Source organism: Streptomyces sp. BB1-1-1 (genome assembly GCF_031597775.1).
Lineage (GTDB): Bacteria > Actinomycetota > Actinomycetes > Streptomycetales > Streptomycetaceae > Streptomyces > Streptomyces thinghirensis.
In genome coordinates this window covers 4359404-4382386 of record NZ_CP134203.1, presented here as the reverse complement: position 1 = coordinate 4382386, position 22983 = coordinate 4359404, and the positions used below count along the sequence as shown (strand labels likewise).

Below are 22983 nucleotides of genomic sequence, written 5' to 3'. Positions count from 1 at the left end.
CGTCCCTTCACCGGCCCAGCGGACTGCCCGCCGTCTGGACCATCCGCGCGGCGCCCAGGACCACGTCTACCTGGTAGCCGACCGTCCGCGACAGAGTGAACGGAACCGGCCGGAGTGCCTGCTCCGCCGTCGCAACCCACGTGCCGAACTCCGCCTCCAAAGCAGCTCGTTCACGCAGAAGGCCAGGGTGGAGAGGCGTCTCGTCCAGGAGGACGTCCAGGTGCCGCAGCAGCATCCCGGCACCCCTCAACGGAACCAGAAGGGCCAGGTCCTGATCCGCGCAGTCCCGCGGATTCTCCCGAGCGATCCGCGTCATCAGCCGCATGATCGCGATCTGCTCCTCCACCGCCGCGAGGAACACCGACGGCCGCGACGGCACCCGCTCCAAGACTCTCGTCAGGACCCGCACAGCCTCACACCGGTACGCCGCGCCGTCCTCCGCCGCCAGCTTGATGGGCGCCGTACGCCACATCGGCACCTCCGGTGAAATACCCAACCCGCCGTGCCGAGCCACGTAGTGCATGCTGCTGCCACCGGCGGGCACCCATTCGCCCGGCAGGGGGGTCGGCCGATCCGCGACCGCCAGCGGCTCGGGCATCACGAACACACCCGCGCCCGGCGACGGGAGCCCGACACAGTCCGATGGGATCGCCTCCAGCGGGATGCCGTGCCGGTCGGCCGACGCCGACAGCACGTCGACGAGTCCACCGTCCGCGCGGGACGCCATGAGGAAGGCACCGCCCGTATCGGAGTTGTGCAGACTCACCGAGAGCGCCGGCCGGAGCTCATCCACCATCGACATCAGGGCCCGCGTCTCCGGCAACTGCCCCGTGAACCCCACAACGGGGAAACAACACTCCGGCTGCGCGTCGACCGGCGGTCGGTAGAAGTGCCGGTGGTACGTCTCCAGCGACACCGGCCACTCCGTCGACCAGCCCTCGTTCAACCGGCCGCCGTCCGGATCGCTGGACAACATCAGGTGCCAGCCGATGCCGTCCCGCGTCTCCGGCCGCGCCAGCAGGTATCGCGCCAAGGACAGCACCGTCGCGCCCCCCACCGGCTCGTTCGGGTGCGGCCCCGCCACCACCAGAACGGACAGCGGACCACCGCGGAACGTCAGCAGCTCCAGCGGCTCACCCGCCCGCGACGACCCCACGGTGCGCAACGAGCACGTCTCCGGGTTCTCCGCCGCGAGCTTCGCGATCTCCTCCCTCAGCTCCTCCCACGCCGGGGGAGCACCAACCACCACAAGATCCGGCTCGACATAGCCGCCGCTCGACATACGCCTCACAGCCCGTCCCTTCTCGCACCAACAGAAGGCAGCAGTCTGGTCAGCGGCACAGGAAAGGCGTAAGGGAGTTGCCGGTACTTGCGCGTTCGTCGGCTCAACTCCAGATAAGTTGCCGAGAATTGCACACTGCCACACCCGGATGGCGAAGAAAGGGCGGATCCTGCTTGCGTCGCGGCGCAAGCGAACCGAGCCCGCGACTGACCAGACGCAGCCCCCGACGACCGGGTTCGTTGGGTGCCGGCGAGAGCGAAAGGCTGCCTCCGGCGGGTCCTCCTCGGAGGGGGTGGGGGCTGGTTGGTCGGGTGCGGGAGCATTGTGGTGCAGGTGGTGAAGGCGGGGTTCCCTCCTCGGCCGGACACCCCAAGGGGCGTACCAGGAACCCGGGCGCGGTGTCCAGGCCAAGCCGCTACGCGGTCGCTACGCGAGCCAGGACACCGCGCCCGGAACCCTGATACGGCGGAGCTGTCCGACCGAGGAGGGAACCCCGCCCAGGCCCGTTGTGGCCGAGCCCGGCCGAGCGGGTGCGGGCAGGTGGGGTGCAAGAAAAGGCCAGGTCAGAACCTCTATCCGGGTTGACCCAACACCAGGAACATGGTTTAATTAGTGATGTCGGAAGGGGAGGGCAACCCCCGACCGGCACACGGCAGGCCGACCGGCCGCCGACAACCTCTCTCACCAGGAGAACGAACGATGAACACGCCTCTCACCGTCGCGGAGCTGGCCCACCCGATCGCTCTCGAACTCGGCGGGAACTGGCGACCGCAGCCCGCCCGCCATGGCGTCCAGGAGTTGGACCACGCCGCCACCTTCACCCACCTGGACGGCCGACAGCTTCACCTCTCCGAGCGGTTCGATGACCCCGGCCACCTGCACATCCGAGGCGCATTCCCCGCCACCGACTACCCGTTCCGCAGGGGCGAGCGCGACACCGTCCGAGTCGCCATGACCGAGGACCCGGCAGACATCGCAGCCCGGATCGCCGCCGACCTCATCCCCGCCCACCGTGACGTTCACGAGCGGGTGACCGAGCACAACCGCGCGCAGGCCGAGACGCGGCGGGATGTCGAGGAGGCCGCACGCGATCTCTCCGCCCGCCTCCCCGGAGCCCGGACCCGGGTTGATGGCACATCTGCGTTCGTTTACATGAACCTTGAACCGGGAGAGGTCCGTATCGGACTCGACGGCGACGCGGTGAGCCTCGTACTCAACGACGTGCCCCGGATTATCGCCGACGCCGTTGTATTCGCGGTGAGCCGCTTTCTCCCCAGCGTCCAGACACCCGAAGACGAGCACGGCGAATACGTCGACGGATACGCCCTCTAATTCCCCACTTTTCAGGGCGGCGCGCTTCCGCAGTGCGCCGCCCCGGGCAGAAAGGCCCTGTGATGAGCGCCGATATATTCGTCATCGAGCCGCAATGGATCGTGCAGGCCCCGCACCTCCGGTGCACCCTCAAACGCGCTCTTGCGCTCCAGGCCACGCAAAATGTGTGGTCCAGTAACGAGCACATCAACAACGCCGTAGCCATGGCCTACGGTGATCAACTCCCGGATTCTGGCCGATGGGAACTGACCCGCTCTCAACTTCGCACACTCAAAATTGCCATTGAATGGCGCAGGGCCACGCGCGCGACCAGCGACAAGAAGACCGCCCCCGAGATCCTAGAACGTTGGACGCGAATAGAGGACGAGGTCATAGCCGCATACCGCGCCGTGAGCAACGAAGCAGGGTTGTACTGGATTTAAGGGGTTGCCGATCACCCGGAAACATGGTTTAATTAGTGGTGTCGGGAGGGGGAGGGCAACCCTCCGACCGACACCCCGAGGGCCAGCCGGCCCCGGACGCCTATCTTTCACCAGGAGGACCGCGACATGCCCCGCAAGGCCAAGATGACCGACGAAGAGCGCCGGGCCTATTCCGCCAAGATGCGCGGTGAGCTCGAAGCCGTCATGGATCGCGCGTACGGCGCGATGGTCGCCAGCGAAGAGTTCTGGGCCGCCGTCATGCGCACGGCCGCGAACCTGACCCACACGGACCGCGACGACCGCAGCCCCACCAACTGCATGGCCATCGCCGCCCAGTGCCCGAACGCCACCCACGTACTCAGCTCTGGAGACTGGCGAAAGGTCGGGCGCTTCCCGGCTAAGGGGTCCACTTCCCTCCGCATCTGGACGCCGATCAAGCGGCGGTCCGAGGAGGGGCAGGAGGTCCCGGCCGCAGCCGCCGACGGCGGGCAGCGAGAGGCCGCCAGCGAGGCCGCCGAGGGTGAGACGCGAAAGGTGTCCGGGTTCAAGGCCGGGCCGGTTTTCGACATCAGCCAGACCGACGGCGACGCCTACGAGCCGCCCGCCGCCGTGCCGCTCGCCGCCGAGGTCATCCGCGATGTCCTGGTGAACCAGTACCGCGACCAGTACCACGAGGACCCCGAGCAGGCCGGAGGGTTCGACTTCACCCAGGACGCCCCCGGCAACGCCGTCCGCATCCTGCTGTACGGCCACGCGTGGCGACGTATCACCGAGGCGGACGCGCCCCTTCCCGGCCAGCACGCCGCCGAGGTCGCCTCAGCCGCGCACGTGGCCGCGCTCATCCTCGGAATCACTCCGGGCCCCGCCGTCATGCCGCCGCTCGCAGGCATCATCACCCAGGACAGGAAGCCCCCGGTTCACGAGTCCGCCGTCCGGGCCATCGAGACCGGCCGCGCCATCGCCCACGCCGTCAGGGCCGCCGCCGGGCACTGCCGCGAACTTGCCGTGACCGGTTGACCCGAACCCAGGAACATGGTTTAATTAATGGTGTCGGAAGGGGGAGGGCAACCCCCCGACCGACACCGCCGCCGGGGCCGACCGGCCCCGGCGGAATCTCTCACCAGACAGGACGCGACATGCTCACCACCGACAAGAAGCCCACCGTCCAGGACTTCCCCACCGCGACGCTCGTGATTGGCGGCCCCTGGTTCCGAGGCCACCAGCTCGACACCCGCCCCGCCGTCGTCGTCGGCCCGTTCGGCGGGCCGGAGTTCGCGGACGAGGCCACCATGTCCGTGGTCTGGTTCTTCACCCTCGGTGCCCCGCAGCCGGGCGACAGCGTCCAGGCGATGTTTCCCGCACGAGCTGACTCCGCTTGACGACACGCTGACCACGATGCACCAGGACACGTTCCGCGACATCGTCCGCGACCTGCGCCGGGGACGGTTCGCCTACGACGACGGGGACGCGCTCCGCGCCGCCGTCCGCCAGGCATGGCGCGAGCGGACCGGACTCGCCGACGCCGACCCGGCCGCCCGGCACACGCTCCACCGCAGCTGACACCACGGCCCGCCGGTCCGGGGGAGGGCAACCCTCCGGACCGGCAGGCCCCCAGCACTCCAGCGGACACCCCTTCGGGGCGGCAGGACAGGTCCGGTGCGTTCACCGCCGCCGGCCGACTCCGCCGCAGGCGGCTCCGCCGACCGACGACGGGCACCGGACCGCAGCGGACGCGCCCCGCGGGGGCGCGGCAGCCCCTGTCGTCGCGCAGGCGCGACGACCCGCGAGCCGATCGTCCCTCACGGCCCGCGCCCGTGGTGCAGCGCCGCTGCCAACGCACGGTCCGCCCTGCGGACGGACCAAACTCTCACCAGGAAAAGCCAGTTCAGTGACTATCGAGATCACCCACACACGCCGAGAAGGAACCCTGATCGAGGGGACCAGCCGGGGCGACGGATCGGCCGAGATCCTGCGACTCCGCGAGTACGGCCGGACCCAGCGCCAGCCCTTCCGCTGGAGCAGGAACCTTGACTGCTGGTACCTCCCGCACAGCCGCGACCACGCCACCTACACCCCCTCGCTCGAACTCCTCGCGCAGCGACTCCGAGACGCAGGCTTCGAGGTCACGTTGACCATCGACAACGCCGACCGCCGCTCGTTCTCCGACGCCGAGAAAGAGCGGGAAGAGAAGGCCGAAGGCCGGGCGGAGAGGTTCGGCGGATACGCCTCCAGCGCCGCCCAGAATTCCGAGGCCGCATGGAAGTCGAGCCACGAGATATCCGAGCGGTTCGCCTTCGGTCAGCCCATCCTCATCGGACACCACTCCGAGGGCCGCGCCCGCCGTGATCACGCGCGGATGGACAACGCGATGCGCAAGAGCATCGGCGAGAGCGACCGCGCCGCCCACTGGACCGGCCGGGCACAGGCCGCCGCGAACTACGAGCGGTTCAAAAAGGACCCTGGCCGCACGCTCCGCCGTCTCGACAAGCTGCGGACCGACCTCCGCGCGGTCGAGAAGTGGCAGCGCGGCGAGTCCGCCAAGGGGTTTTCTCGGAGTCCGGCAGACCCCGAGCTGGAGACCGAGCACCAGGAGCTGACGGAAGAGATCGCCCACTGGGAGAGGGTCATCAAGGACGCCGAAGCCGAGGGCTTCAAGACGTGGTCGAAAGCCGACTTCACGCGCGGGGACTTCGTTCTCTACCGAGGCACCTGGTACGAGATCCTGCGGGTCAACCCGAAGTCGGTGACGATCCCGCACATTCACAACGGCGTTGGTCAGCGCGTCGTTCGCGCGGCGGACAACCGTCACGACGGCTGGACCTGGACCGCTCCCTACGACGACGTGTCCGGGCGCAAGAGCGCCGACGAGATGCAGCAGCCGCCTCGGGCCGAGGCCGCCGAGCACCAGGAGCAGGCCCAACAGGCCCCGCCGGTCAAGGAGCCGGTACCGGCGGCTGAGACGTGCCCGACCAGTCACCCCAGCCCCTGGCACGCGAAAGCGCACCGCTGGGCTCTCGGTCAACACACCCCTGAAGGGAGGCCGACCCCGGCGACGGCCCCCGCCGAAACGGCAAACGGGCAGGAGGACATGGCACTGGTGCTCATCACCTCGAAGAACTCCCGACGCTCCCGCAAGCGCGCCTTGTGGGCGATGAGCCGCCGCGAGGCAAAGGCGGTGTGCAGCGACCCCCGCACTTCCGGGCGCTCCTACATGCTCACCTGGACGGACCGGCCCGGCACTGAAGGCGCCGACTGGGAATGGGTCCCGGACAACGGCAGCCACGCCCCGGTCCTAGACGAGCTGGGCATCACTCCGCGCCGTGAATGGACCGCCGCCCCGCAGGCCCCGGCCGAGGCCGCGTAACCACGTCCCCACCCGTCCCCCGGCGGCCGAGCGCGCCGGGGGACGGGCCCCTCTCTCACCAGAACAGGGCACCTCCATGACCACGCAACTTCTCGAACGACCCGCGACCATCACCGTCCCCGACACCGAAGCGGGCAGGCTCGTCGTCCCCGCGACCGAGGACAGCACCACCGTCCCGGCGTACCGCGTCGGCTCCCCCGACATCCAATGCCGATACCCCGTGATCGTTGGCGAAGACCAGGTCATCGGCCGCGCCTACAGGTGGCACCGGGATTGGCTCGTCCTCACCACCGGGGGCGAACGCAACCTCCGCCGTCCGCCCAAGGGGACACCCGGCACCGACATGGCCGCCGCCCATCTCGCGGAGGAGTACGCCGCCGGTCGGATCGGCGCCGTCTCCCTGGACCAGGTGCTTGCCGAGGCGCCCACGCCGTTGTGCGGGCCGGTGCCTCTCCTGCACCCGCGGATGCCGGTCAACGATCGCAACATCGAGGGCGCGCAGATCGCGTTCGCGGGACTCCGGGCCCACCACTGGCGGGCACTCCTCACCGGGTTCCCCGGCAGCGATAACCACTGGTTCCTCAGCTGCGAATTGTGTGACTGGCAAGGCCCGAAGTTCTGGAGCCACTTGCGCGGGCGCAACGGAGAGCCGCCGAGTGCCCGCCGTCATAAGGGCGGGTGCATCGGAGAGGAAAAGGTCCGCCGGTTGATCCCCGCCTACCACTAGCAGCCGACCGAGGGGCGGCGGCAGCGCGCCGCCGCCCCCGCTTTCCCGAAGGACAGCACCGTGCCGACCCACCACACCCCCGAAAGCATCGTCGTCGCCGACACTCCGGCCGCGATCCTGGAGTGGGCCGCCCGCCACATCGAACACGTCGGCATCCACCAGGGCCCGCGCCTGTTTGACGGTCCCGGCCGTACGGCCACGTTGCCGTGCTGGCCGCGCGGCGCCCTTGAAGTCGCAGCCGGCCACGGGCGGGGAGCCGCAGGCCGGACGTACGACTGGGACCGCATCGACCGTGCCCGTGACCGGGCGTTCGCCATCCTCGCGGAAACCCTTACCGGTCACCCCGTCGACGCCGACGGTCCCGCCGCCAAGGCCCGTCACCGCGAGGCCATTGACCGGTGGAGCGCCGAGCCCGGCCGTACCGCCGCCGACGCCGCCCGCGCGTTCCGCACCGCCGCCGCCCGCGTTGAACACGCCCTGTTCTGACACCCGCCGACCGACAGCATCCCTAGTCATCGAAGGCCCACACGATGGACGAGACGACAGAAGACCGCAGCACCACCAGGACGCCAAGCCGCCGAGGAGCCGCTACCCCCAGCCGGGACGGCATCCACCGGCTCAGCGTTCCCCTCCACCCCCGGCTCAGCGCGACCGAGCTGATCCGCGTACTCCTCGCGGCCCCGGGGGAATCCGACCTCTCCGCCCTCGACCCCGTACAGGTCCGGTCGCTCATCGCAGACGTGCTCACCCAGCACGGTTATGACGTGCTCGACCGGTCGCCGTACTACCCGGAGCTCGACCGCCACCAGGACGCCCGCCGCGCGGTGCGCCGTGCGTATGGGCCGCGGTTCCTCGACGCCCCCGACGAACAGGCCGTGCTTGCGGACCCGCTCCGCGAAGTCCTCGCCGCCGGAAGCAGGAAGTCATGACCGCTACTGTCGCCGAGCCGACTGGAGCACGGGCGCGGCAGACGTACTACTGGCGGGTGCGCAACGCGCGGACGTGCCACTCACCCCCGAGCGCCGGGCAGGCGTGGCACATCCAGCCCGGACACCCCGGCGGCGCGTACTGCGACCTCGGCCACGAGCTGGACCCGCCCTCACACCACGCGCCGACCCTGCTCTCCCGCAGCCGGCCGACCGGCCGCCAGGGGGACGAGCAGGAGTTCCGTGGCGGGTGTCTCGCGTGCGAGTGGGAAGGCCCTGTGCACTCCGGCGACGGGTTCGGGAACGGCGACAACGAGGCGGTGGAGGACGCGCACGACCACTGTTTCCCCGGCTGGCGGACGCTGCCACCGATCACCACGGTCGTGGGCCGGTGGGCCGTCCCACGGAACCGGAGCCGCTGGGCTCAGCTCATCGCCCGGTACCCGGCGGGCTGGATTGACCAGGGCGCCCCCGTCGTGGCCTGGCGCCGGTACCGCCGCGAAGCTCACGCTCCGCCGCACGCGGGGCGCCCCCGCTACGAACTCCACGTAACCCGGCCATCCAACGACCGGAGCCGACGCCCCACAGATCAGGGGGCCCTCTTCTGATGACAGCCGTCGTCCGGATCAGAGCCCCGCCCCGCCCAACCCGAAGGTGGTTTAATTACTCCGCCTTCAGCGGAGCGGGCAACCTCCGACAGGCCGCGCGTCCCACGGGGCGCCACGCACCCCAGACAACAGATGACGGCCAGCGCACAAGGGCAACAAGGCGCTGGCCGTCGGTGTCTCTCTCACCAGAAAGACCACACCATGCTATGTGACCGACACCCCGACTGTCCCCAGCCCGGCGACATCGCCCAGCTCACCAGGGGTAACAGCATCGGCGCCGATCCCGGCGACAGCTTCGTCATCGTCGAGGACTTCCCGCCTACCGGTCGGCACCTCGTGCTCAATCTCCCCGTCGACCACCCTGGCCGCGCCGACTGGGCCGCCGCCGTCCCCCAGGCCGACATAGCCACCCTCACCCGGCTCGAACCGGCGGGCAGCCGTACGTGGGCGCCGGCCCCGGACCCGGACGACATCCTGTGACCGCGCCGAGCGGTCGCGACCCCGACCAAGAACAGGAGGCGACCGTGTCCCGCAAGACCGGCCGCAGGCTCTACTCACGCGCGGATCTGCGCAAGGTCCACGGCATCAGCGAGCCGACGCTTCAGAACCTCTGGACCGACCGGGAGAACAACGGGCACCCACCCGTCGCGGACACCATCGACGGCGTCATGCACTGGGACGGCGACGTATGGGCGACGTGGCACCACGAGCTTCAGCGGCAGCGCGCCGCCGCCAGCACCACCAATCCGCCGAAGCTCGACGGCGATCCCGAAGAGATGGTCGGCCCCGCCGAAGCGGCGAAGGTCTGCGGGTTTGCCGACTCCACCACCGTCTCCCACTACGTGAAGAACCCGCCCGAGGGGTGGCCCGAGCCGGACGACTGGGACGAGCTTCCGACCCGACGGCGGCCGAAGTGGAAGCGCTGGAGGCTGTGGCAGTACCTCGCCGACCGGAAGGGCCGCGGGCACGCCGGCGGACGGCCCACCGGCCGCCGCGGACTGGCCTACCCCTACCAGGGAGACGAGCGGCTGACCCTCGCACGGCAGGCCATCGCGGCGAACCCCGGCGCGACGAACGCCGAGCTGATCCCCGCGCTCCAGGAGCAGACGGAGAAGACCTACTCCCGCCCGACCTGGAACAACATCATCAAGTCCGCCCGCGAGCACCCCGAGGAGTGACCCGTGCCCGACACCCGCTGTCCGCGCTGCGGCGGCCCGCTCGGTGACCGACCCGCACGTTCCCGTCTGACCACCGACCGGGAAGTCCTCATCTGCTCCACGTGCGGCACCGACGAAGCCGTGCGCGAAGCCACTGGGCACACGCCGGTGCCCTTCGGAGACTGGCCACTCAACACCTGAGCGCCGTCGTGCCTACTCGTCCCCCGCATGATTCGAGGCGGGGGACGTTTTCGTGGAGAAGAGGAACGCCAAGGTCAGGACGCCCGTGGTGCCCCGCTGCTAGGTTCCGCAGCATGGCGAAGCACTGGATCGTGGCGTCATTGCCGTCGGCGGGCGGAGCACCGCACCTGGACGTCATCACCACAGAAGGCGATGGTCGGCCATCAGGTCAGGAGATCCGAGCGATTATCGGGCGCATCCGAGGGCCGGTGGCCCAACTCTGGGAGGTCGGCCCGCTGGAGAGCCAGGAAGCAGCGGCGTACAGCGCTGAACGGCTCCGCGACTTGACCAACTTCGCACAGGTCACCGCCGAGCAGGCAGCCACGTTCCAGCAAGCCGCCGACCGACCGACACACTGACCGCAGCTCCCCCGTGCCCAGCATCCGGGAGGCCACCAGCCAGCATGACGAAGGTCCCCGCTCCTGAGCGGGGACCTTCGTCATGTCACCAGGCGCTGGCGGGTCGGGCAGGGCCCAACCAAGACCGCTCGACCCGACAGCAGGGCGACGGATCAGCGGCTACGGGCCCTCCGCCGGTCGGGAGCCCGATCCCGCTCTCCGGCCGATCACCCGGGTGCAGCGGCGGAGTCCCACGTCCCGGCCCGAATCGGCCCTCCACGCCGGGCCCGTACGCCGGGGAATCCGAGGCCATCCAGTACGGGCCCAACACCTCAGCGAACCGGCGGGAAGCCACCGGATTCGGGGTCTGCTCCATACGCGGACCAACGACACAGCCCCGCGTAGGTACCGCACCGACATCGGATCGTCACACCACCTCAGCGCGTACGGCACCCCAGACGATGCACCTCGCGCAGAGGTAACAGTCCAACAGAACATCAGGCTCCAGGAGCCTGATCCGCAGGTGTCGTCCGACGGGAGAGTGTCAGTCGTTCCGACATGAGATGCGTCAGCGCCGTGGGGGGCCTGGATGTACACCGGCCTGCCGGCCTGGTGAGCAATCGTGCGGTTCGAGCAGTTCGTCGACTCGGCTTCTGTCCGTGCGGCCGTGACCGCCTGAACCTCACACGCCCCCGCTGGCCGCCGGGCTTGGCGTGGTGGCCGGCGTCATCGTCGTCGAGGTCGACGGCGGCCGGGTCGCGCAGCGGGCGCAGGCCGTCGACCGGTTGGGAGGCGGTGAAGCTGTAGCGGCCAGGCCGTTCAGAGCCGTAGGAGTTCAGCTGCTCTGTTGATCAAGTCTGCTGGGTGCGGCGTGGCCGCAGATGCGTGAGCGTGTCGCCGGCCTGGCGCTGGGTGAGGGCCGCGAGGTGGGTGGTGACGGTGGCGTTCTCACGCAGCCGTGTGTGTGGCATAGACGGTCTCGGTGATGGTCTGCGGGTCGTGGTGGGGGAAGCGGGCGGTGAGGGTGTCGATGACGCGTTCCAGGGAGTGCTCGCTGTCCACGACGGGGATCGCTCTCAGATATCGGAATCCGATGTCGGCTCACGATATCTGGAGCGCGGTAGGGGCCGGCCGGGGCGGCTGGTGGATTCGGCTCCCACCCCGGCGCTGGAGGCGTTGCGGCTCGGGTGGGCGGTGTACCAGGCGGCGACGGAGGCCATGGCCAGGCCGGTGCCGAGCAGGGATCCGGCGAGGGTGTCGGTGAGCCAGTGCACGCCGAGGAAGACGCGGGTGAGGCAGGCCGCGGCGACGGTCAGAACGGCCGCTGCGACACCGATGTGCAGCAGGGTGGCGGGCAGTGCCGCCCACCGGGCCAGCCACAGCAGCAGCACGCAGGTGGCGGCCGCGGTCATGGCGTGACCGGAGGGCATGGCGGCGAACTCGGCGGAGTCGACGGGGCGTTCCCACTGGGGGCGTTCACGGCCGATGGTCCAGCGCAGCACCCCGCGCAGCGCCCATTCCGCGGCGCAGGTGCAGGCTGCCCATACGGCGATGAGTCGTTGCCGCCTGTGCCACAGCCATACCACCGCAACGGCGAGCAGCAGGCGCATGGTCCATGGGTCGACGACCCAGTCGGTGACGATCCGGCCCGCGTGGGTGAAGCCGGGATGCTCCAGCGCCACCGTGTGCAGATGCGCCGCCACCGCCCGGTCCATGCGCAGGACCGGCTGCACTCCGGCGACGACCAGGGTGATGGTCAGCGCCGCAGCCGCGATGAAGAGCAGAGCGGCCTTACCGGCCGGCTCAGCGATCCAGCCGGCCAGCGCCCGCCTGGCCTGTTTGGGCTGTCGGCGGGGCCCGGTGGGGTGGGTCATCGCGGGTTCCTCCTCGATCGGTGGGGGTCCTGTTCATGTGCCCCGGACAGGCAGCGCCGACCAGGGCGGCGTGCGGTCAGAGCCGGGAAGAAGGACGGTGAAGCGACGTAGACTCGGTATCCGATATCGGTTTCGTCACTGCCGGGCAGGCGGGGAAGGCGGGTTGAGGGTGCGGGAGTTCCAGCGGGGCGCGGTGCGGCTGCACATCCTTCATCATGCGGCCGAGGAGGAGATCCACGGTGCGTGGATGACCGACGAACTGGCCTCCCACGGGTATCAGATCAGCCCCGGCACGCTGTACCCGACGCTGCACCGGCTGGAGGCCGACGGCCTGCTGGTCTCCGAGCAGCGGGTGGTCGACGGCCGCACGCGGCGGGTGTACCGGGCCACCGAGACCGGGAAGCAGGCCCTGGCCGAGGACCGCAGGGCGCTCAAGGAGCTGGCCCGCGAAGTCCTCGGCGACGACGCGCCGTAGGGCAGTGAACCGCTCACCCCCGGACCGGCTCCGCCGCTGCGCGGGTGACGGTGGCGCTGGGGTGCAGGCGCGCGTCGATCGAGTAGGCGCCCGCGCCGACGATGAGCAGGAAGAGGCTGCCGCACAGCTGGGCGAGGTCGGTGCGGGACTCGTGGATGAAGTCCCACCAGCCTGACTCGCCGTCGAACAGCGGGGCGTCGCCCCACAGGATGGGCAGCTTGGTGATGAGCAGGGCGCCGAGCATGTTGACCACCATCGGGACGGCGGCGAGCCGGGTGAGCAGCCCGGCCAGGATCATCGCGCCGCAGGCGATCTCGAAGGCCCCGTCCAGGGGGCCGAAGAATCCGGGGAAGGGGATGCCGGCCTTGTCGAACCGGCCGGTGCCGAGGTCGTCGGGGTAGAGGAACTTCTGGATGCCCTCGAAGAGGAAGACCGCGCCGACGTAGGCGCGGATGAGGACCACCGCGGCGGGCGCGTTGGTCGAGGTCAGCCGGGTCTGCCAGTTGCTGAGCCGCGTCATATGAGATGCCCTTCTGCCTTCGCGGTGTATCGGTGACCGATATCGTCCCGCGAGGCAGAAGGGCGCCAGTGGTTTCGCGCCGTTTCCGGGCGCGCGTCGCAGGCTCCTACGACGCTTGGCGGAAGATCACCGTGCGGCGGATGCCGTAGGCGGCGGCGCCGACGGCCAGCACAGCGGCCCCGGAGATCATCGAGGAGACCGGAAGAGCGAAGGCCAGGACGAGGCACCCGGCCAGCCCGACGACGGGGATGATCCGTACGGGACGGCCTTCTTGCGGGGTGAGGGTCCACGCGGAGGCATTCGCGACGGCGTAGTACGCCAGCACGCCGAAGGAGGAGAAGCCGATCGCCCCGCGCACGTCCGTGGTGGCCGCGAGCACCGCCACCACGGCGCCGACCGCGAGTTCGGCGCGGTGGGGCACCTTGAACTTCGGGTGGACGGCTGCCAGGGCGTGCGGCAGGTGCCGGTCGCGGGCCATGGCGAGGGTCGTGCGGGAAATACCGAGGATCAGTGCCAGGAGCGAGCCGAGCGCAGCCACCGCGGCACCGACGCGTACGACCGGGGCCAGCCAGGTGACGCCCGCGGCGCGCGCGGCGTCCGACAGCGGCGCGGTCGCACCCGCCAGTTCCTTCGGGCCCAGCACCGTCAGGACGGCGACGGCGACGACGGCGTAGACGGCCAGGGTGATGCCGAGCGCGATGGGGATCGCTCGGGGGATGGTGCGGGACGGGTCGCGGACCTCCTCGCCGAGGGTGGCGATGCGCGCGTATCCGGCGAACGCGAAGAAGAGCAGCCCCGCCGCCTGGAGCACGCCACCGAAGGTGGCATCCGAGCCGATGTCGAGGCGGACGGTGTCCGCCTCGCCGGAGGTCAGCGTGGCGACGGCCACGGCGGCCAGCACCGCCAGGACGACCGCGACGATTGCGCGTGTGAGCCAGGCCGACTTCTGCACCCCGGCGTAGTTCACCGCGGTCAGCGCCACCACCGCCGCGACCGCGACCGCGTGGGCCTGACCGGGCCACACGTATGAGCCGACCGTGAGGGCCATGGCCGCGCAGGACGCGGTCTTGCCGACCACGAAGCTCCAGCCGGCGAGGTAGCCCCAGAAGTCGCCTAGCCGCTCGCGGCCGTAGACGTAGGTGCCGCCCGAGGCCGGATAACGCGCGGCGAGCCGGGCCGAGGACGTCGCGTTGCAGTAAGCGACCACCGCCGCGAGGGCGAGGCCGAACAGCAGCCCGGACCCGGCCGCATCCGCCGCCGGAGCGAGCGCGGCGAAAATGCCCGCACCGATCATTGCCCCCAGGCCGATCACCACCGCATCGACCACCCCCAGCCGTCGCCGCAACTCCTCCGGAACCGCTGCGACTGATGGCTGCTTGCTCATGACCCACTCCCTCGGCGGCAGTACCGCACACGTGTAACGAAACCCGATATCGGCATACGATATAGGGACCGCGACCAACCGGCTCTCGCGGTCCACGCTTCCTCGTACTCCGCGGGACGCTAGTGGCTGGTGAGTTCGCCGGTGAGCTTGCCGTGGAGGTCGGCGCTGGGGTCGTTCAGGCCGATGATCTCGACCGTCTTGCCTCGCTGCTTGTACTTGGTCTCGATGGCGTCGAGGGCGGCGACCGATGAGGCGTCCCAGATGTGGGCCGCGCTGAGGTCGATGACGACCTTGTCGGGGTCGCCTGCGTAGTTGAACTGGCCGACGAGGTCGTTGGAGGAGGCGAAGAACAGCTCGCCGGTCACGGAGTAGACGACTGTGGTGCCGTCGGGGTCGAGGACGCTGTGCACGCGGGCGAGGTGGGCGACTCGCTTGGCGAAGATGACCATGGCGGCGACGGAGCCGACGACGACGCCGATGGCGAGGTTTTCGGTGGCGACCACCACGACCACGGTGACGGCCATGACGGCAATCTCACCAGCGGGCATCCGCTTCAGCGTCTTGGGGGCGATGGAGTGCCAGTCGAACGTCGCGAAGGCCACCATCACCATGACGGCGACCAGGGCGGCCATGGGGATGTCGGAGACGACCGGGCCGAAGACGATGCATAGCACCATCAGGAACACGCCCGCCAGGAACGTCGAGACGCGGGTACGGGCACCGGAGACCTTCACGTTGATCATCGTCTGGCCGATCATCGCGCAGCCGCCCATGCCGCCGAAGAAGCCGGTGACCACGTTGGCGATGCCCTGACCGATCGACTCGCGGGTCTTGGAGGAGTGGGTGTCGGTGATGTCGTCGACCAGCTTGGCGGTCATCAGCGACTCCATCAAGCCGACCAGCGCCATCGCGAACGCGTACGGCGCGATCGTCGTCAGGGTGTCGAGGGTGAACGGCACGTCCGGCAGGCCCGGCACCGGCAGGGAGGACGGCAGCTCGCCCTTGTCTCCGACGGTCGGCACCGCGATGCCGGCCGCGACCGTGATGACGGTCAGGATGACGATGGAGACGAGCGGGGCGGGGATCACCTTGGTGACCTTGGGGAAGAACACCATCAGCGCGAGCCCGCCGATGATCAGCGGGTACACCGCCCAGGGCACGTCGTGCATCTCGGGCACCTGCGCCATGAAGATCAGGATCGCAAGGGCGTTGACGAAGCCGACCATCACGCTGCGCGGCACGAACCGCATCAGCTTCGCCACTCCCAGCACGCCCAGGATCACCTGGATGACGCCGGCGAGGATGACGGCGGCGATCAGGTAGCCCAGGCCGTACTCGTGGTTCAGGGGGGCAATGACGAGGGCGATGGCGCCGGTGGCGGCGGAGATCATCGCGCGCCGTCCGCCGACGATGGAGATGACCACGGCCATGGTGAACGAGGCGAACAGGCCGACCGCGGGGTCGACACCGGCGATGATCGAGAACGAGATCGCCTCGGGAATCAGGGCCAGGGCGACGACCAGGCCGGCCAGGATTTCGGTGCGCCAGACCTTCGGGTTGTTCAGCCAGTCGGGGCGCAGGCCGCGCAGCCGCACGGCGGGAGAAAGCAGGGAAGAAGACAAGGAGATGCGTACCTGTCGTGCTCGGGCACACCCCGCTGGCAGGCCGGGGTGTGCGGGAAGGACGCGCAGGGGCCGGGCCGGCACCCCGCGGACAGCCCAGGCGGGCCGGAAGTCGAAGAGATGGACGGAGCCGGGCGCGGGCGCGCGGCCGGGAAGCTCACATCCGGGGGCGAAGGGTCACGGCGGGCAGACGGCGGCGATTGGCGTCATGGGCTCGCGCACGCTCTCTCCTGCAAGAATCGGATCTTCGCCGGGGGCGCCACCGGCCCCGAAACGGCAGTGACGGGGCAGCCGGCCCGCCCTCGCCATCAGCGACTCTACCCTAACGTTAGAGTAGAGGTTGGTGGGGTCGTACGAGACGCGGCCCGCCACGACGAGGAGGACCAGGATCACGGGCGTGGACGACAAGCACATGCAGATCGGCGAAGTCGCCGCGCGGACGGAGTTGTCCCTGCGCACCATCCGGCACTACGAGGAGACCGGCCTGGTCATCCCCTCCGCCCGCTCCCAGGGCGGGTTCCGCCTCTACACCGAGACCGACGTCGCCCGCCTGATGGTGATCCGCCGGATGAAGCCGCTGGGCTTCACCCTGGACCAGATGCGCGACCTCCTGGACGCCACCGACCGCCTCGACGGCGGCGACGCCCTCGACGACGGCGAGCGTGAGGCGCTGCTGGAGCGGGTGCGGACCTACTGGCAGGCCGCCGCCGAGGAGGTGGAGAAGCTGCGCGTCCAGCTGGAACGCGCCGAGGACTTCGCCGCCACTCTGGGGGCCCGCCTGGAACTGGATGTACCAGCTGTCCGGTCCTGACGGCACAGGGCTGCCGGTTGGTGCGGCCCGCGACGTGTACTTGTCGGCGTCAGCGCCTCGGGCGGATCACCGGGTGCCCCCTTCGAGCTGGGCGGGGACGCGGGAGGTCCGCAGTTCCTTGAGGTCGGGGATGTGGTTGTAGAGGGTGCCGACCGAGACGCCGAGCAGGGCCGCGATGGTCTCGATGCTGTTCTCGGGGTTGGGCAGCATGTCGCGGGCGGCGCGCAGCAGCTTGTCGTTGACGACGGTGGGCCGGCCACCGACGCGGCCGCGGGCCCGCGCGGCGGCCAGACCCTCGTTGGTGCCCTGCACGATCAGCTCCCGGATGAACTCCGCCAATGCGGCGAAGACATGGAAGATCAGACGCCCGCCCGGCGTCATCGTGTCGAGCTTCTCGTGCAGGGAGGTGAAGCCGACTTGCCGCTTGCGGAGTTCGGCGACCATGTTGACCAGGTCTTGGAGGCTGCGGCCGTACCGGTCCAGGGAGGGGACGACGAGGGTGTCCCCTCCCTGGAGGAAGGCGTGGCACGCCTTCAGCTCCGGGCGCAGGTCGTTCTTCCCGGACTTCTTCTCGGGGAAGATGCGCCGGCACCCGGCGAGGGTGAGCGCGTCCATCTGGCGGTCGAGCTTCTGCCCGCCGGTCGACACGCGGGCGTAGCCGATGCGGATCTCGGTCGGACGGGACGGGAAGATGCCGAGGAGGTCGTCGTCGGCGCCGAGGGCGTCGGTCAAGGTCGTCACGGTGGGCAGTCTGCCCTCAAGTAACCAACGTTTTCTGAGGATCGGCAGACGATCACCGGAAGAGGCTCCAGATCCTTCAACAACTCCCTCAAAAACCCCGCTCCGTCAGAAAGCCCGCACCACCCTTTGATGAGGGAATCCGGCCCTTCCGGCCGTATTTGGATCATGCCGGACCCGCGTACGCCACCGATTCGACCAAGGTCCACCCGGACGTGTGGATGCGGGCGCATGTTCGGGGACGGCGGCGCCGACACCACTGACACTTCGGTTCATGGGGAGGGTGTCGCAGGAGAAGCGCCGGGCGGCCGTCGAACGGCTGTCCCGGCTACGAGAGGACGATGCGCTCACGGCCGCGCACGTCCGTACGGTCGCGGACGCGCTGGAGGTCTCGGAGCGGACGGTGTGGCGGTGGCTCGCGCCGCCGAAGCCCGTCGAGCCGACCGCCGCGCGGCTCCGCTATGAGCTGAGCGACACCGACCGGGCGGCGTTCGCGTTCTACCGGGGCAACGTCGCCGCCTTGGCCCGCGCCCGGCACGCGGTCACCGCTGGGAACGGCACCACGGCCGGGGCGCCGGTGCCCGACTTCCTCGCCGAGGGGTGGGCGCAGACGAAGACCGTCACCGAGCGGACACTGCAACGCGCGTTCCTCGCCGACATGAGCGCCGCGGACCGGGCGGCGTGGCGGACCGGCGAGGCGGGGCGCCGGGCGGCCGCGGTCTACCTGCGCCGCCCGGACGCGCTGCGCGGGCGGACCTGGGAGATGGACCACAAGCAGCTCCCGATCCTGGTCCTGCCGCCCAAGGGCAAGGCGCTCGCACCGTGGCTGACCACCGTGGTCGACGACGGCACCCGGGCCCTGCTCGGCTGGGCCATCGCCGTGACCCCGACCTCCGGCACCGTCCTGGCCGCGATGCGCATGGCGCTCACCCACGAGAGCGACCTCTCGCCGTTCGGTGCGGTGCCCGAGCGCGTACGGATCGACCGCGGCCTGGAGTTCGCCGCCGGCTCCGTGAAGGAGGTCCTCGGCGGCTTGGCCGTGGTCATGCACCGCCTGCCCGCGTTCACCCCGCACCGCAAGGGCAAGGTGGAGCGGCTGAATCTCACGATCGAGCAGACGCTGATCTCCCAGCTCCCCGGCTTCACCGGCGGCCCGCGCGACGCCGGCGGGAAGCTGTACGGGCCGGTGAAGGACTCCGTCGCCGCCCAGCACGCCGCCGAGACGGCCGCCGAAGGCACCGGCCCGCTGCGCATCGAGCGGTTCGTCGACCGCTTCGCCGCCTGGGCCCGCTGGTACAACACCGAGCGCCCGCACCGCTCCCTGGCCGGGCGCACCCCGCTGGCGGCCTGGAGCGAGGACACCGCGCCGCTGCGGCGGATCGGCGCCGACCAGCTGCGCCACCTCATGCTCGCCGGGGCGGAGCGGATCGTGCAGAAGGACGGCATCAACTTCCACGGCCTGGCCTACGTCGCTCCCGAGCTGTACGGGTGCGGCGGGCAGCGGGTCCAGATCCGGTACATGCCACACGACGACCGCAGCATCGAGGTCTACGACGGCGAGAGGCACCTGTGCACCGCGTACCCGACCGGGCAGCTCACCGCGGCCCAGACCGACGCGTTCCGCGAGCACGCCCGCGTGGAGGCGACACGCCTCGGCCGGGAGCGGCGCCGCGCCTCCCGCCAGGCCCGCCGCACCCTTGCGCCGATGACCGGCGATGGCACCGCGCCCGCCGAGTCCCGTCTGGTATCGGAGGGCGACGGCCGTGCCCGTACGCAGCGCGAGCGTGACCAGGCGCTGGCCGCCAGGGCCAGCACGAGCCTGTTCGGACTGATCGACCCCACCGCCGACCCGGAGAGCTGATGCCGCGCCACTTCGTCGACCTGACCGGGGCCGCCGCCCTGCCCACCGGCCACTTCCAGATGACCGCCCGGATCGTGGCCGACCTCGTCGCCAACGCCGCGACCGGCGTCGTCCACGGCCCGGCCGGCACCGGCAAGACGTTCGCCGTCGAGGCCGCCCTGGAAGCCCTCGACCTGCTCGACCCCATATCGCGGCCGCGGGTGTCTGTGCTGACCTTCCCCGCCCGCCCCACCATGCGGATGATCGCCGACCAGCTGCTGCGCGAGCTGACCGGCACGGAGAACCCCTCCTCTCGCAACCGCTTCGACCTCACCACCAAGCTCGTCGGCCTGCTCGCCACCCCGATGCGCCTGGTCGTCGTGGATGAGGCTCAGCGGCTGACCGGCGACTGCATCGAGCTGCTGCGCCACCTCCACGACCACCCCAAGACCCGCTTCGCCCTGCTCTACGTCGGCGGTGACGGCTGCTGGGAAGTTCTCTCCAAGGAGCCGATGCTCCGCTCCCGGGTCTTCCGCCGCCTGCCCTTCTCCCCGCTCGACCCCGTCAAGGTCCCCGCCCTGATGCGCCGCTACCACCCCATCTACGCCGAGGCCGACGCCGATCTCCTCCTGGAGGTGGACAGCTCGTACGGTCACGGCACCATGCGCGACTGGGCGGTGTTCACCCACACCGCTGCCTCCCTGTGCGCCGAGCAGGGCATCACCACCGTCGACGAGACCACCGTCCACAACGCCTACTCCCTCCTCGGCGGCGGACTCCAGTGACGGAGACCCTGGGCGCGGCGCAGACCGACGATCCCGCCGCGGACCCGCCCGCCCCGCACCGCACGGTGCGCGTCGTCATCGACGGCAATGACGACCCGGGCCTTTCCCGCCGCCTGGCCGCGCTGGAGGCCGCGGAACGGATCGTGGTCCGCCCCAACCCGGTGCGCTCTCCCAACGATCTCGTGTGGGACATCCTGGCTGGCGCGGGCAAGAACCCGGCCGCCGTACGGACCTGCCGCCTGAGCATCGCGGACGCCTGGAAGGCCGCCACCGCGTGGATCACCGCCGCCCACGTCACCGACATCCTTGTCGAGCGCGCCCACCGGCTCAGCTCCCGCGAGGCGCTCCAGCTTGCCGAGCTCGCCGACCGGGCCGACGCCGACCTGTGGTTGATCTGGTCCGGTGGCGGAGATCCGGCCCGCATGTGCAACGCGATCGAGAGCCTGGGCCGATCCGAGCGCAAGGGCGCCGCCCGCGGGCACATACCCTTCGGCGCACCCCACCGGCCCGTACGGGCCATGGGCGGCGACACCTTCGAACGCGTCCTGCCGCTGCCGGCCCCGGCGCTCTCCTTACCTCTCCATCCCGACGAGCACGCCGACCCCGACGCCGACTGGCCCGCCCTGCCCACCGTCGACTTCCCCCTCTTCCTCGCCTCCTGCCGCCGCCGCCTCGCCGGGGACACCTTCGAGCAGCTCCACCACGCCTACCGCACCGAGGCCCAGGCCACCGACGCCTTCGTACGCCGTCACCGCAACGACCTCGCCGAAGGCCGCACCGGCAACGCCTTCAAGCTGGCCCTGAACGCCTACCTGCGCGACGAACGCCTCGGCCCCGCCACCGGCGGACGCCTCGCGCTCATCCGACTCCGCGCGATCCAAGCATCCCTGCTGACCCGCGGCATCCTGCTGCGCTGGCAGTCCACCGCGTTCGGGCCGGCCGCCGCCGACAAGCTGACGACCTGGCTCACCCCCGGCATCTGCCGGGCCCTGCGCGCCACCGTCTCCACCCACGCGGCCGCCGCCACCGTGCTCTCCCTGCACCTGGCCGCCGCCCCCGACCGGTTCTCCCACCTGCTGTGCCGCAACATCGACGAGGCCGGCCGCTACCTGTACCTGCCGACGTTCGAGGACGCAGCCCTCTACCTGCGCGCCGACTGGGCCCACCAGCTCGACCGACGCCCCGAGGACGAGTGCCCCAGCTACGGGCACACCACCGGCAAGACACCCCTGCCCCCGTACGCCGCCGAACTCCTCGCCGCCCACCTCGCCCACCGCCGCACGGACGGCTCCGGCACCCGGCGCCGCTACCTCGCCGACCCCAAGAACCCCACCCTCGACGCCTCCGACCGCTCGCTGGTCGAGACGATTCAACGGACCTGCCGCCGGATCGGCGTCAACCCGTTCTGGCTCCACCGCGGCATGTGCGAAGTCTCCGGGATCGGCGGCGGCCCGGCGCCCCTGACCGACTGGATGGCCGCACGCCGCATGGACGTAGTGCTCCTCTCCGAGGACGGCCCCGACCGGTGAGCGACCGCTTCCACCAACCCTCACGCCACCAGCCACGGGGCTGGGGCATCGAACTGCGCCGCCGCCTGCACAACGCGGGCCTCTCCGCATGGGAACTCGCCGACCTCCTCGGCGTCCACGAGAGCGCCATCACCATGGACGCCCTGCCCAACCAGCCGCTGCACGTCATCCTCGAACTCGCCCGGCGCCTCGACCTCCACCCCGCCGACCTCACCCCGTACGCCGAGGCCGTCTACCAGCTGCCCCGCTACCGCGACGCCGAGCACCCGCCGGGGGACCCCAGCGCCGACGCGGACGCCGCCAGCGTCCTCAACGCGCTCGCCCACGCCGGCCGCCCGCTCACCGCGGACTACCTCGCCGAGTCACTGCGCTGGACCTACGACCGCACCGCCGACGCCCTCGCCCACGCCTGGGCACACCCCGACCTCGGCGGCCCGTACGCCCTACGCCGCGCGGCACCCCACCACTTCACCCTGAGCCCGCGCAACGACGTCCTCACCGACCAGCAGATGGACTGGCTCCACCCCGCCGACCACACCCCGGCCTGGCGCACCCCCCACCGGCCCCCGGACCGCGACGTCCTCACCGACCTCGACGCCATGGTGCTCTTCCACGCGCACCATGCCGGAAGCGTCTCCCCGCACGACCGGAACACCCCGGAGTGGGCCACCGCCATCGCGGGGCTCATCAACTCCGGCCTCCTCGTACGCGCCGACGGCGACACCGCCGTCCTCGCCGACGACGTCCAGTACGGCCTACGTCTCCTCGACTCCAACGAGTCGACTACCTACTGACACACCTCATGTCGGAACCACTGAAATCAACTGTCGGAACCCACTGGCATCCTGATGTCGCCCGACAGCAGGAGCGACGAGGCCGATCCGAGTGCCCGAGGTCCCTCTCGTTGATCATGATCTTGAATTTAGAGGACCAAGGTATCGTCACTTCGTGACGATACAATCAGCCAAGACGACCGAATCTGACCGGATGAGAGCGGGGGGTGAGCGGG

General features: G+C 70.5%; 24 protein-coding genes and 1 pseudogene. 18 read left to right on the top strand and 7 right to left on the bottom strand.

All coding sequences use genetic code 11. From position 1 onward, the window contains the following. Positions 1-7 precede the first annotated feature (7 nt). Positions 8-1282: a M14 family zinc carboxypeptidase gene (locus RI578_RS20170; RefSeq protein WP_310872371.1), complete on the bottom strand. Its 1275-nt coding sequence runs from the start codon at positions 1280-1282 to the stop codon at positions 8-10. 699 nt (positions 1283-1981) lie between these two features. Between RI578_RS20170 and RI578_RS20165 the strand changes: the two genes are divergently transcribed. The 12 genes and pseudogenes from RI578_RS20165 (at position 1982) to RI578_RS20105 (ending at position 10417) form a co-directional block, all read left to right on the top strand. Continuing rightward, positions 1982-2614, top strand: coding sequence for a hypothetical protein (locus RI578_RS20165; protein WP_310872370.1), 633 nt, complete (start codon positions 1982-1984; stop codon positions 2612-2614). Between the two features lie 62 nt (positions 2615-2676). Continuing rightward, the gene (locus tag RI578_RS20160; RefSeq protein ID WP_310872369.1) at positions 2677-3036 is read left to right on the top strand and encodes a hypothetical protein; all 360 of its coding nucleotides are present in this window, start codon (positions 2677-2679) and stop codon (positions 3034-3036) included. Between the two features lie 126 nt (positions 3037-3162). Then, positions 3163-4053 (top strand): hypothetical protein, encoded by an 891-nt coding sequence (locus RI578_RS20155; protein WP_310872368.1) that lies wholly within the window; start codon positions 3163-3165, stop codon positions 4051-4053. Between the two features lie 119 nt (positions 4054-4172). Beyond that, positions 4173-4596 (top strand): annotated as a pseudogene (locus RI578_RS42715) (DUF6409 family protein). 328 nt (positions 4597-4924) lie between these two features. Beyond that, entirely contained in the window at positions 4925-6400 is a 1476-nt protein-coding gene (locus tag RI578_RS20140) for a DUF3560 domain-containing protein (protein ID WP_310872365.1), read from the top strand. 76 nt (positions 6401-6476) lie between these two features. Beyond that, a complete protein-coding gene (locus tag RI578_RS20135) occupies positions 6477-7127 on the top strand; it encodes a hypothetical protein (protein WP_310872364.1) in 651 nt (216 codons plus the stop codon). Positions 7128-7187: 60 nt separating this feature from the next. Next, complete coding sequence (locus RI578_RS20130) at positions 7188-7613, top strand: DUF6197 family protein (RefSeq protein ID WP_310872363.1); 426 nt, start codon at positions 7188-7190, stop codon at positions 7611-7613. A gap of 44 nt (positions 7614-7657) precedes the next feature. After that, on the top strand, positions 7658-8056 hold the full coding sequence (locus tag RI578_RS20125) for a DUF6181 family protein (protein WP_310872362.1): 399 nt from the start codon (positions 7658-7660) through the stop codon (positions 8054-8056). Continuing rightward, positions 8053-8661, top strand: coding sequence for a DUF6349 family protein (locus RI578_RS20120; protein WP_310872361.1), 609 nt, complete (start codon positions 8053-8055; stop codon positions 8659-8661). Before RI578_RS20125 ends, RI578_RS20120 begins: the two co-directional genes overlap by 4 nt. A 201-nt stretch (positions 8662-8862) precedes the next feature. Then, positions 8863-9141, top strand: a complete 279-nt coding sequence (locus RI578_RS20115; RefSeq protein WP_310872360.1) for a DUF6211 family protein — start codon at positions 8863-8865, stop codon at positions 9139-9141. 44 nt (positions 9142-9185) lie between these two features. Next, complete coding sequence (locus tag RI578_RS20110; RefSeq protein ID WP_310872359.1) at positions 9186-9839, top strand: hypothetical protein; 654 nt, start codon at positions 9186-9188, stop codon at positions 9837-9839. Positions 9840-10132: 293 nt separating this feature from the next. Further along, the gene (locus RI578_RS20105) at positions 10133-10417 is read left to right on the top strand and encodes a hypothetical protein (protein WP_310872358.1); all 285 of its coding nucleotides are present in this window, start codon (positions 10133-10135) and stop codon (positions 10415-10417) included. A 927-nt stretch (positions 10418-11344) separates the two neighbouring features. On the opposite strand, the gene RI578_RS42710 is transcribed toward RI578_RS20105, so the two are convergent. Both RI578_RS42710 and RI578_RS20100 read right to left on the bottom strand, forming a co-directional pair. Further along, positions 11345-11458, bottom strand: coding sequence for a three-helix bundle dimerization domain-containing protein (locus RI578_RS42710; RefSeq protein WP_368082021.1), 114 nt, complete (start codon positions 11456-11458; stop codon positions 11345-11347). A gap of 14 nt (positions 11459-11472) precedes the next feature. Beyond that, the gene (locus RI578_RS20100; protein ID WP_310872357.1) at positions 11473-12270 is read right to left on the bottom strand and encodes a phosphatase PAP2 family protein; all 798 of its coding nucleotides are present in this window, start codon (positions 12268-12270) and stop codon (positions 11473-11475) included. A gap of 169 nt (positions 12271-12439) precedes the next feature. Between RI578_RS20100 and RI578_RS20095 the strand changes: the two genes are divergently transcribed. Next, positions 12440-12745 (top strand): PadR family transcriptional regulator, encoded by a 306-nt coding sequence (locus tag RI578_RS20095; RefSeq protein WP_267080959.1) that lies wholly within the window; start codon positions 12440-12442, stop codon positions 12743-12745. Between the two features lie 13 nt (positions 12746-12758). Here RI578_RS20095 and RI578_RS20090 read toward each other — a convergent pair whose 3' ends face one another. The 3 genes from RI578_RS20090 to RI578_RS20080 all read right to left on the bottom strand — a co-directional run bounded on the left by RI578_RS20090 (position 12759) and on the right by RI578_RS20080 (position 16271). Beyond that, positions 12759-13265: a DoxX family protein gene (locus RI578_RS20090; RefSeq protein WP_310872356.1), complete on the bottom strand. Its 507-nt coding sequence runs from the start codon at positions 13263-13265 to the stop codon at positions 12759-12761. Positions 13266-13371: 106 nt separating this feature from the next. Further along, complete coding sequence (locus RI578_RS20085; RefSeq protein WP_055643621.1) at positions 13372-14649, bottom strand: APC family permease; 1278 nt, start codon at positions 14647-14649, stop codon at positions 13372-13374. A gap of 119 nt (positions 14650-14768) precedes the next feature. Next, a complete protein-coding gene (locus RI578_RS20080; protein WP_310872355.1) occupies positions 14769-16271 on the bottom strand; it encodes a SulP family inorganic anion transporter in 1503 nt (500 codons plus the stop codon). 397 nt (positions 16272-16668) lie between these two features. Here RI578_RS20080 and RI578_RS20075 point away from each other — a divergent pair, with 397 nt between their 5' ends. Continuing rightward, positions 16669-17082, top strand: a complete 414-nt coding sequence (locus tag RI578_RS20075) for a MerR family transcriptional regulator (protein WP_310872354.1) — start codon at positions 16669-16671, stop codon at positions 17080-17082. A 66-nt stretch (positions 17083-17148) separates the two neighbouring features. Here RI578_RS20075 and RI578_RS20070 read toward each other — a convergent pair whose 3' ends face one another. Further along, the gene (locus tag RI578_RS20070; protein WP_055646309.1) at positions 17149-17814 is read right to left on the bottom strand and encodes a recombinase family protein; all 666 of its coding nucleotides are present in this window, start codon (positions 17812-17814) and stop codon (positions 17149-17151) included. Between the two features lie 280 nt (positions 17815-18094). Between RI578_RS20070 and RI578_RS20065 the strand changes: the two genes are divergently transcribed. The 4 genes from RI578_RS20065 to RI578_RS20050 are packed head-to-tail and all read left to right on the top strand — an operon-like array spanning position 18095 to position 22768. Continuing rightward, positions 18095-19681: a Mu transposase C-terminal domain-containing protein gene (locus RI578_RS20065; protein WP_055643623.1), complete on the top strand. Its 1587-nt coding sequence runs from the start codon at positions 18095-18097 to the stop codon at positions 19679-19681. After that, positions 19681-20445, top strand: coding sequence for an ATP-binding protein (locus RI578_RS20060; RefSeq protein WP_055643624.1), 765 nt, complete (start codon positions 19681-19683; stop codon positions 20443-20445). The genes RI578_RS20065 and RI578_RS20060 overlap by 1 nt, the downstream gene beginning before the upstream one ends. Next, positions 20442-21974 (top strand): hypothetical protein, encoded by a 1533-nt coding sequence (locus RI578_RS20055; protein ID WP_267080955.1) that lies wholly within the window; start codon positions 20442-20444, stop codon positions 21972-21974. The genes RI578_RS20060 and RI578_RS20055 overlap by 4 nt, the downstream gene beginning before the upstream one ends. After that, positions 21971-22768 carry a helix-turn-helix transcriptional regulator gene (locus tag RI578_RS20050; RefSeq protein ID WP_055643626.1) on the top strand — a complete coding sequence of 266 codons (798 nt, stop codon included), beginning with the start codon at positions 21971-21973 and terminating at the stop codon, positions 22766-22768. The genes RI578_RS20055 and RI578_RS20050 overlap by 4 nt, the downstream gene beginning before the upstream one ends. Positions 22769-22983 lie beyond the last annotated feature (215 nt).